Below are 570 nucleotides of genomic sequence, written 5' to 3'. Positions count from 1 at the left end.
GCAGTCAGCACTGCGCAAGGGACAATCTATGTGGAAACGCACGATAGCGCGATAAATCTATGTCGGGCTGTTCACATTCTACTGAGTACAGCTGGGGTTAGCCCGCAGGATGTCAGTTTGGTTATAGCGTGAATTAAGCCTTCCCAGCGAAACAGTGCAACCTCCTTAACATTCCCTTAACAGCCCCAAAAGGTATCCTATATACGGTGGAGCGAGTGATTTCGGAGACACAGTCGGCGACCTCAGATGCGCAGGCGACGCCCCCTGCGCGCATGGCAGCACGCAAACTCAATCTCTACTACGGCGATTTTCACGCGCTCAAGGACGTTGACCTCGACATTCGCTCCAACAGCATCACTGCGCTGATTGGTCCATCGGGCTGCGGCAAAAGCACTTTCTTGCGCTGCTTGAACCGCATGAATGACCTTATCGAGGGGGTGCGCATTTCAGGCACGGTGACGCTGGATGGCAAGAATATCTACGACCCCGATGTGGATGTCGTTGACCTGCGCAAGCGCGTCGGAATGGTGTTCCAGAAGCCGAACCCGTTCCCGATGAGTATCTACGATA

At 54.0% G+C, this 570-nt stretch carries 1 protein-coding gene; it reads left to right on the top strand.

Annotated features, from left to right (window positions below; genetic code table 11):
- Window positions 1-272 precede the first annotated feature (272 nt).
- Window positions 273-570: ATP-binding cassette domain-containing protein (locus NZM05_12695; protein MCS7014473.1), on the top strand; the 298-nt coding region annotated here is incomplete at its 3' end.

It is taken from the genome of Chloroherpetonaceae bacterium, from assembly GCA_025056565.1.
Classification (GTDB): domain Bacteria; phylum Bacteroidota; class Chlorobiia; order Chlorobiales; family Thermochlorobacteraceae; genus Thermochlorobacter.
The sequence above is the reverse complement of the archived record's forward strand: the minus strand, read 5'-3'. Positions and strand labels throughout refer to the sequence as shown.